This window comes from Paraburkholderia sp., assembly GCF_036488795.1.
Classification (GTDB): domain Bacteria; phylum Pseudomonadota; class Gammaproteobacteria; order Burkholderiales; family Burkholderiaceae; genus Paraburkholderia.
In genome coordinates, this window is the sequence record NZ_DASXHA010000038.1 from 1 (window position 1) to 8,984 (window position 8,984).

Below are 8,984 nucleotides of genomic sequence, written 5' to 3' on the forward strand. Positions count from 1 at the left end.
GCTTCCATTAGTGCGGTCTCACAAATGCGGGCTCACAAATGGAAGCTCACAAATGGAAGCTCACAAATGGAAGCTCACAAATGGCGGCTCACAAATTGGGGCAAACAAGTGCGGCTCACAAATGGCGCCTCATAAGTGAGGTTCCCAAACGCGGGCCGCCAAATGCGGCGACAGTGCGCCCAAGTTCGACCTGAGGCTGCTCAACGCGGCCCGATGCAGCTTGCAGAAACGGCTCTCAAACCCGGCACACAACCGTCGCGCGCCAAGCCAGCGCTTTCAACCATCGCCGCAGCTAACCCGCTGATTTCGGGATATTTATTGCGGTCCGGCGCACAGCAGGAGGATTTTTTTGTATAGTGCGCCGGTTGCTGACGCCCCCGGTTACTCATGCCCACCCCATTTGCGCGATTTCTATCTCTTGTTTTGTTGGCTTGTGCGTTGATTCTGCCTTATGCAGTGGTCAACCATACCTATCCGATCCCGACCTTTTACGCTGAATTTACCGCGCTGACGCTGTACGTATTGACGAGCGCCGCGGTCTTGCTGCTGGTGGGGACGTCGCAGCCGCGGATCACCTTTGCGTCGCCCACCGTCGCGCTCGTGCCCCTGCTGTTCGGACTGTTGCTGATCCTGCAGACCTTCGTATTGCCGGTTTCGCAGCCGTCGATGAACTGGCTCGGAGCCGGTTATCTGCTGGCGGCCTTTATGGCGACGCATGCAGGTTATGGCCTGACCCGCGCCGGGCTGACCGGGTCGACGCTGCGGTGGATGGCCGGCGCGTTGATCGTCGGTGGTCTGTTTGCCGTGTTCTGTCAGGTCGTACAGCTGTTTCATCTGGAAACCAAGGTGACACCGCTGGTCGTCGCGTACAACATCGCCGTCAAGCGCCGGCCGTTCGGCAATATGGCGCAGGCCAATCACCTTGCCACGTATATCGCGTTTGCGATGGCCGCGGCCTTGTTCCTCGTGCAGACGCGCAAGCTGAACGTGATCGTCTGGGCACTCCTGTCGATCATCTTTTCGGTCGGTCTGGCGTTGACTGTCTCGCGCGGCCCCTGGCTGCAGATGGGTGTGATCGTCGTTGCGGGTTTCTGGATGGCGTTTGCCGAAATCCGCCGTAACCCGGCGCTACGCCGCAATAATCGTGAATGGCTGATTCCGGTTGCGCTTGGCGTGCTGTTCTTTATCGTCAACGCGCTGATTCGCTGGGCCAACGTGCATTATCAGCTGGACCTCGACGATTCGGCCGCCGACCGCTTCAAGGATGCCGGCCAGATTGCGCCGCGTATCGCGCTGTGGAAATACGGCTGGACGATGTTCAAGACGCATCCGTTGCTCGGCGTGGGCTGGGGCGAGTTTCCACGCTATCAGTTCGATTTCGTACGGACGCTGGGCGGTGTCGAAATCGCCAACAATTCGCACGACATCTTCCTCGACCTGCTCGGCAAGACCGGCCTGATCGGCCTTGCGATCGTGTTGCTCGGGCTCGTCGCCTGGTTCGTACGGGTGTTGCGTGTGCCGCATACCGCAGCGCGCGTGTTCGGCGTTGCGCTGATCGGCGTGCTGGTGATGCACGCGCTCGTCGAGTATCCGCAGCAATACATGTTCTTCCTGCTGCCGGCAATGTTCGTGCTCGGTCTTTTGGAAACGCGTCCGTTGCGGCTGGTGGCGGGCAAGCTGTCGTTGGGTGTCTTCACGGTGGTCGTGATCGGCGGACTGGCTGCGCTGTATCCGGTCTTTCGCGATTACAACCGCGCCGAGGTGCTGTATTACGGCTCGCGTCCGGCCGAGCAGTATCAGGCGGATCCGTCGTTCCTGTTCGGCGCCTGGGGCGAGTATGGAATGGCCACGCTGCAACCCATGAACGCGATGGACCTGGATCACAAGCTCGCGATGCACAAGCAGGCGCTCGCGCTTCTGCCGGGAGAAACGGTGCTGCGCCGCTATGCGGTGCTGCAGGCGTTGAGCGGCGACACGAATGCCGCTTTCGATACGGTCGAGCGTTTGCGGATTTTCGCGGTGGAGCTGAAGGACTGGCCGTCGCAGCTGGCCTATCTGTATGAGCTGTGCGACGAGCAGAAGAGTCTCGTGAGCTTTAAGGCGGAACTGGTCAAGAAGTACGGTACCCCGGCACCGGACGTCAACCAGGACGACGATAGCGACGACTGATTCGCGTCGTCGCGTGGCGGGGTGAGAGGTAAGGGCGGTTGGGCGCGGCAGCGCTCAACTCAAGCCGCCACCCAATCCCCTGACTTCCCGCCGTGCTTCTCAAGCACCTTCACGTCGTTGATGGTCATGCCGCGATCCACCGCCTTGCACATGTCGTAGACCGTCAGCAGACCCACTTGCACGGCGGTCAGTGCTTCCATCTCCACACCGGTTCGTCCCAGCGTCTCGACCTGCGCCGTGCAATGCACGCCCGGCAGCGTCTCGTCGAGTTCGAAGTCGACCGTGACGCGCGTTAGCGCGAGCGGGTGACACAGCGGAATCAGATCGGCGGTGCGCTTGGCACCCTGGATGGCGGCGATACGCGCAATCCCGATCACGTCACCCTTCTTGGCGCTGCCGTCGCGAATCAGCGCGAAGGTATCGGGCAGCATGCGGATCGAACCGCGTGCGACGGCAATCCGTCGGGTTTCCTGCTTGCCGCCGACGTCCACCATATGTGCTTGTCCGGCGGCGTCGAAATGAGTGAGTTCAGGCATGGTGGGGCTCCTTCTGAGGGCGCTCATCATAACAGTGCGGTGTCATGAGCACGCGGCACGCGCCTCGCGTATCAAGAGGTTCCGGTCCATCTGGGCGCTTAGGCGCGCGCGGCTTTCGCCTTGTCTGCCGGACTCGCGACAAAGTCAAACCGCACCGCCACCTCGTCCTTGGGCACGGTCTCCAGGGGCAGCGTCACTCCGTCACGCCAATGGAAACGACCGCTGCGGCCGTCCTCCGCGAGATCGGCGTGTTCGGAGAAGAGCTCGAGATCGTGATCGTGCAGCACAGCGACGCGCGGCGGCGCCGACGTATCCGCGAACAGCACGCCGCCCGCATCGTCGATCAGCGCGGAGGCTGGCTCGAACGGGTTTCCGGCCTGATCGGTCAGCGTCAGCACAGCATCCGCGCCGGCAGCCAGACGCACCACCCAGGGCGTGTAGCCGAGTTCCACGTAGACCCGCTGCGGCCCGTTCTGAAAGTACCACTGGCCGCTCGCATCCGCTTCGTAGTTGCGGTTGATGAAAGCGAGCAGCGCCGCGTGGCGGATCGGCTCGCCCGCTGCGCCGCGGGCCTGGGCCTCGTCGTCGCGCATGCGCCAGTTACCGCGCCGGTCGAGCAGCAGCCAGCCGGTGCAATGCGGCACGTTGGGCCATTTGGCGAGCGCCTGGCGAACGATGTCATCCATGGTCGACGAATGGGGAGAGGTAGTTGAAAACCCGTTGCGACAGCCAGTCCAGCCGCCCCGGAAACGGCCCCGTCATAAAGCCGACGTGCCCGCCATGTTGCGGCTGATCCAGTTCGATCACGGCCGATACTTCGTGCCGCCCCGGCAGCACGGCGCCCGGCAGGAACGGATCGTTGCGGGCGTTCAGCACGAGCGTGGGGACCGTGATTTCAGGCAATAGCGGGCGCGTGGTCGCACGAGTCCAGTAGTCGTCCGTGTCGCGAAAGCCGTGCAGCGGCGCGGTCACCACGTTGTCGAACTCGTACAGAGTGCGGCTTGCCAGCATCGCATTGGCGTCGAACAGACCCGGATACTGTTCGAGCTTCTGCAGTGCCTTCGTCTTCAGCGTCTTCAGGAAGCTGCGCGTATAGATCTTGCCGAAACCCTGCGATAGCATGCGGCCGCCGGCGTGCACGTCGAGCGGCGCGGAGATTGCCGCGGCGGCCGTCAGAAACGACGCGTCCTGGCGCCGTTCACCCAGCCAGCGAAGCAGCACATTGCCGCCCAGCGACACACCCGCGGCGACGATCGGCCCGCGATGCGTTTCACGCAGGCGCCGCAGCACCCAGTCGACCTCGGCGCTGTCGGCGAGGTGATAGAAACGCGGCAACAGGTTAAGCGGCCCGCTGCACGAGCGGAAGTGCGGCACGACACCGTGCCAGCCGAGTTCGCGTGCAGTGGCCATCAGCGTGCGGGCATAGTGCGACGCGGAACTGCCCTCGAGGCCGTGGAACAACACGAAAAGCGGCGCGTGAGAAGAGGGGCCTCCGTCATGCGCCGGATTGCCCAGGGTGAGGGAAGCACCATGCGCGGCGCCCGGCTGGGTGCCAACCGTCACCCGCGCCGCGGGATTGGCCGCGCGCCGCTGTCCGTCAGGTGGCTCATGCACGAGCCAGTCGAGTTCGATGAAGTCGCCGTCCGGCGTATCCCAGCGCTCGCGCCGGTACGACACGGCGGGCAAACGCGCAAACAGCGCGGGGACAATGGTCTGGATATGGCTGTTCGGCAGCCAGAGCGGCGCCCGATAAAACATCTCGACGCTCGCCTCGCGGACCGTCACGCGTGCGGTTCCAGAAGAAACGGTCTTGTTGTGCGTCGTACTCATAGCTGCGACCGGAAAAAGCGAAAAACGGGTGCCGTCAGTGCAACGACCCCTGGCCATGACGCATTTTCGCAGCAAACTGATTGGCCGCTTCGTTCGGCATCGCACTTGCGTGGATATGTGCGATTTTCCATTCGCCGCGCTCATGGACCATCACGTAGGTCGTGAAGACCATGCTGGGCGTAGCCTTCGGGTCAGCCGGGCGGTGCGCCTCGGCGATCGCATAGACGACCGTGCCGAGGCTGTCGTAGACGCGAATGTCGATGGGTTCGATCGAAACCGGCAACGCTTCGAGCTGGATGGCCAGTCCGGCGCGGATGTTGTCGAGGCCATGCAGGTGCGAACCGTCGGCCCAGATGCAGCTGGCGAACTCCTCGTCGATCCACAGGCCCATCAAACTGTCGATGTTGACCTCCGCGACCGCCTGGTAATAGGCGTTGAGGGTATCCGCAGCGGCTTCGAAGATGTGGGCAAAACGTGGCATGGCTCGTCAGTCTCTTGTGCGCGGCGCGCGGTTGCGGGACAGCAATCAAGTCAGCGGGACAACCCTAAGGATGCCCACGCCGCAAGGCGCGGGCATGACGCAACGTGGCGGCTTTGCAACGCGGCGTGCGGGTGTCGGAAGGTTCAGCGTTGCGCGAGCAGCATGCCGCGCAGGTCGCCGAACACCTGTTCGGCGCTCAGTTGCCGCAGGCAGTTCAAATGCCCAAGCGGACACTCGCGCTGAAAACAGGGACTGCATTCGAGATGCAGCCATTGTACCTTCGCGAGCTCCGACAAGGGCGGCGTATGGCGCGGATCGGTCGACCCGTAGACCGCCACGAGCGGGCGCCGCAGCGCTGCCGCCACGTGCATCAGGCCGGAATCGTTGGTGACCACCGCGTTGGCTCGCGCGATCAGCGCGCACGCTTCACCTAGCGCGGTCTGCCCGCACAGATTGCGCACGTTCGGCGCGCGCTCGGCAATTGCCTGGGCGAGCGGCGCATCTTTGGGCGAACCGAGCGCGACGATCTGCGTGTACGGAAACGACTGGCCGACGATCTGCGCAAGCGCCGCGAAATGCTCGGGCGGCCAGCGCTTGGCCGGGCCGTATTCGGCGCCCGGGCAGAACACCAGCAGCGGCACGCGTGTGTCCAGATTGAAGCGGGCCGAGACGCGCGACGCTTCGTTCAGATCGGTTTCGAGCCGCGGCGTCGGCAGATCGTCGGGTATTTTCGCGCCTGGCTTGTACGCCAGGGCTGCGTAATGGCCGACCATCGGCGGACGTTCGTCCTTGCGGGGATTCGCGTGGCGCACATTCAGGAGCCCATAACGGCTTTCGCCGGTATAGCCGATGCGCAGCGGGATGCTCGCCATCCACGGAATCAGCGCCGATTTGAACGAATTCGGCAGCACGTAGGCCGCGTCGTAGCCGACATCGCGCAGATCGCTCGACAGTTGCCAGCGACGCAGCATCTGCAGCTTGCCGTGCGCGAGATCCGTGGCGTAGACGTCGCGTATTTCGGGCATGCGTTCGAGCACGGGCGCGACCCACGAGGGCGCGACCGCGTCGATCGCGATGCGCGGATGCAGTTTCACGAGGCGCGAAAACAACGGCTGCGCCATCAATGCGTCACCGATCCAGTTCGGTGCGATAACCAACGCGCGACGCATCAGGGAGGGTTTCCGATGTCGAAAGGAAGCGCTGCGCGCACTCGCGTGCAGCGTTCAGGTTTTTCTAGGGGAGCGGCCACATGCACCGCGCGAAGCCCAAACGATTGGCCTCGCCGCTGCTGCGGCCTGATTTTATGAGCGAGTTCAGCGAGCGCGGTGCGGCTCAATGGCCTTTGACCACTTCGCCGTCCCGCAGCTTGTAGCGCGTGCTGCAATACGGGCATTTCGCTTCGCCGTGCGTGACGTCCAGAAACACGCGCGGATGCGCGCTCCAGCGCGGCATTGCGGGATTCGGACAATACGCCGGCAGGTCTTTTGCCGACAGTTCGACCAGCGGCATTTCCTTGATTTCGCTCATGAGGGCTTTCTCTGTGGGGGCAGGTCGCGGGCGCCGTCAGGCAGCCCGCCGCGATTTCAGACTTTCCAGACTTAGATCTTCGTCAGCCAGTGCGCGTACTTTTCGCTCTTGCCGTTCACGATGTCGAAGAAGCCGCTTTGCAGCTTTTCCGTAATCGGGCCGCGCGCGCCGGAGCCGATGGTGCGGTTGTCCAGTTCGCGGATGGGTGTGACTTCGGCGGCAGTGCCGGTGAAGAACGCTTCGTCGCAGGTATAGACCTCGTCGCGCGTGATGCGCTTTTCGATCACCTCGATACCGGCGTCGCGCGCGAGCGTGATGACCGTGTCGCGCGTGATGCCGTCGAGGCACGACGACAGATCCGGCGTGTACAGCTTGCCGTTATTCACGAGGAAGAAGTTTTCGCCGGAGCCTTCCGAGACGTAGCCGTCCACGTCGAGCAGCAGGGCTTCGTCGTAGCCGTCGGCAATCGCTTCCTGGTTGGCGAGGATGGAGTTCACATACCAGCCCGACGCCTTGGCGCGCACCATGGACACGTTCACATGGTGACGCGTGAACGACGAGGTCTTCACGCGGATGCCCTTGGCAATGCCGTCTTCGCCGAGGTAAGCGCCCCACGGCCACGCGGCGATGGCCACGTGGATGGTGTTGCCCTTGGCCGACACACCGAGCTTTTCCGAGCCCACCCAGATGATCGGGCGCAGGTAGCAGGATTCGAGCTTGTTTTCGCGGACCACTTCGCGCTGCGCGGCGGCGAGCGTTTCGTGGTCGAACGGCACGGCCATCTGGAAGATCTTGGCCGAATTCAGCAGACGCTTGGTATGTTCCTGCAGACGGAAAATCGACGTGCCGCCGTCGGCCGTCTTGTAGGCGCGCACGCCTTCGAAGACGCCCATGCCGTAATGCAGCGTATGGGTGAGGACGTGGATCTTGGCGTCGCGCCAGTCGATGAGCTTGCCATCCATCCAGATCTTGCCGTCGCGGTCGGCCATTGACATACGATTCTCCAGCGGTGCGGTTGTGAGGTGCGCCAAGCCGCGGGACTCGGCGAAGTCCGTTATTTTAACGTCTTTTGCACACTGAACGGGCATTTGGCCGCACCCCGGACGCTATAATCCGGCCCACGCATCATACAAATCCGGATGCGCCAGCGGGTGCTCGACAACCTGGCGCCGACTTCATGCCGTCGCGGCGCCATCCCGCGGCAGGGCGTTTCGTCTCATGCTCGCAAGCCTGTCCGATCTCAACCGCCGTGCCTTTCGCGAAGGCGTGCGCGACTATTCCCCCACGGTGATGGCAATTTTCTCCTGGGGGCTCGTCACAGGCATCGCCATGAGCAAATCCGTGCTCACGCTGCCGCAAGCGCTCACCATGTCGCTGCTGTGCTACGCCGGTTCGTCGCAACTGGCCGTGTTGCCGCTGCTCGCCGCCAAACTGCCGGTCTGGACCGTGCTGCTGACCGCGGCCATGGTCAATACCCGTTTCGTGATCTTCAGCGCCGGCCTCGCGCCCCATTTTTCCTATCTGTCGTTGTGGCGCCGCGTCGTGCTCGGCTACTTCAACGGCGATGTCATCTATCTGCTGTTCCAGAAAAAAAGCTTTCCGACAGGTTACGTGCCCGGCAAGGAGGCCTACTTCTGGGGCATGGCGAGCGCAAGCTGGCTGTCCTGGCAGGTCTCGTCGATTCTCGGCATTCTGCTCGCCAGCCTGATTCCGGATAAATGGGGTCTGGCGCTCGCCGGCACGCTGGTGCTGATTCCGGTGATGGTGTCGGCAATCAATAGCCGCGCGACGCTCGCGGCCGTCAGCGTCGCGGGCATCGTCGCGCTGCTGGCAATCGACTTGCCGTACCGGCTCGCGCTCCCGCTCGCGGTGCTCGCGGCCATCGTCGCGGGCAGCGGCGCGGATCTGATGGTCGAGCGCGCCGATCTGCGCCGCATTCGCAACGGCGCCGGAGATGCGCCATGACCAGCACCCAGATCTGGCTCGCCGTGTTCGGCATGATGTTCGTGACCGCCCTGACCCGCGCGATGTTTCTGATCGGCGGCGAACGTACCGTTTTGCCCGAGCGCGTCCAGCGGATGTTGCGCTACGCGCCGGCCGCGGCTCTGGCGGCGGTGATCCTGCCGGACGTGCTGGTCACGCCAGAGGGACTGTCGTTCTCGCTGGCGAACCACGAGTTTTATGCCACCCTCGCCGGTCTGGGCTGGTATTTGTGGCGGCGGACCATGCTCGGCACGATTGTCGTCGGCATGGTGGTGTTTACCGTGCTGCGTCTTGTTTTTTAAGGAAAACCGACCGTGAGGGCCGCCAATACTGCGTCGCAGCATAGGCGCGTGTCCGGTGCTTGTCTCCCAAATACGGGACATTCGTTTTGGTGCAGAGCAGAACGGGATGGCGATCAGTTAAAATGGTTGGCTCCCGGATCACTGCGCGACGCTGCG

Annotated in this window: 10 protein-coding genes; 3 read left to right on the forward strand and 7 right to left on the reverse strand. The window is 63.3% G+C overall.

What is annotated here, in order from left to right; translation table 11 throughout:
- Positions 1-387: 387 nt before the first annotated feature.
- The gene (locus tag VGH41_RS04670) at positions 388-2,169 is read left to right on the forward strand and encodes a PglL family O-oligosaccharyltransferase (RefSeq protein ID WP_331596174.1); all 1,782 of its coding nucleotides are present in this window, start codon (positions 388-390) and stop codon (positions 2,167-2,169) included.
- Positions 2,170-2,228: 59 nt separating this feature from the next.
- Here the strand turns inward: VGH41_RS04670 and moaC are convergent, their stop codons facing one another.
- The 7 genes from moaC to VGH41_RS04705 all read right to left on the reverse strand — a co-directional run bounded on the left by moaC (position 2,229) and on the right by VGH41_RS04705 (position 7,538).
- The gene (gene moaC / locus VGH41_RS04675; protein ID WP_331596175.1) at positions 2,229-2,705 is read right to left on the reverse strand and encodes a cyclic pyranopterin monophosphate synthase MoaC; all 477 of its coding nucleotides are present in this window, start codon (positions 2,703-2,705) and stop codon (positions 2,229-2,231) included.
- A 98-nt stretch (positions 2,706-2,803) separates the two neighbouring features.
- Positions 2,804-3,391: a DUF2946 family protein gene (locus VGH41_RS04680; RefSeq protein WP_331596176.1), complete on the reverse strand. Its 588-nt coding sequence runs from the start codon at positions 3,389-3,391 to the stop codon at positions 2,804-2,806.
- Positions 3,384-4,535: a YheT family hydrolase gene (locus VGH41_RS04685; RefSeq protein ID WP_331596177.1), complete on the reverse strand. Its 1,152-nt coding sequence runs from the start codon at positions 4,533-4,535 to the stop codon at positions 3,384-3,386. Before VGH41_RS04685 ends, VGH41_RS04680 begins: the two co-directional genes overlap by 8 nt.
- A gap of 34 nt (positions 4,536-4,569) precedes the next feature.
- A complete protein-coding gene (locus tag VGH41_RS04690; protein ID WP_331596178.1) occupies positions 4,570-5,016 on the reverse strand; it encodes a nuclear transport factor 2 family protein in 447 nt (148 codons plus the stop codon).
- Positions 5,017-5,159: 143 nt separating this feature from the next.
- A complete protein-coding gene (gene waaF, locus VGH41_RS04695) occupies positions 5,160-6,185 on the reverse strand; it encodes a lipopolysaccharide heptosyltransferase II (RefSeq protein WP_331596179.1) in 1,026 nt (341 codons plus the stop codon).
- Between the two features lie 163 nt (positions 6,186-6,348).
- Entirely contained in the window at positions 6,349-6,543 is a 195-nt protein-coding gene (locus tag VGH41_RS04700) for a zinc-finger domain-containing protein (protein WP_331596180.1), read from the reverse strand.
- A gap of 71 nt (positions 6,544-6,614) precedes the next feature.
- Positions 6,615-7,538 carry a branched-chain amino acid transaminase gene (locus VGH41_RS04705; protein ID WP_331596181.1) on the reverse strand — a complete coding sequence of 308 codons (924 nt, stop codon included), beginning with the start codon at positions 7,536-7,538 and terminating at the stop codon, positions 6,615-6,617.
- Positions 7,539-7,761: 223 nt separating this feature from the next.
- Between VGH41_RS04705 and VGH41_RS04710 the strand changes: the two genes are divergently transcribed.
- Entirely contained in the window at positions 7,762-8,508 is a 747-nt protein-coding gene (locus VGH41_RS04710; RefSeq protein ID WP_331596182.1) for an AzlC family ABC transporter permease, read from the forward strand.
- Positions 8,505-8,828, forward strand: coding sequence for an AzlD domain-containing protein (locus tag VGH41_RS04715; protein WP_331596183.1), 324 nt, complete (start codon positions 8,505-8,507; stop codon positions 8,826-8,828). Before VGH41_RS04710 ends, VGH41_RS04715 begins: the two co-directional genes overlap by 4 nt.
- Positions 8,829-8,984: the final 156 nt, after the last annotated feature.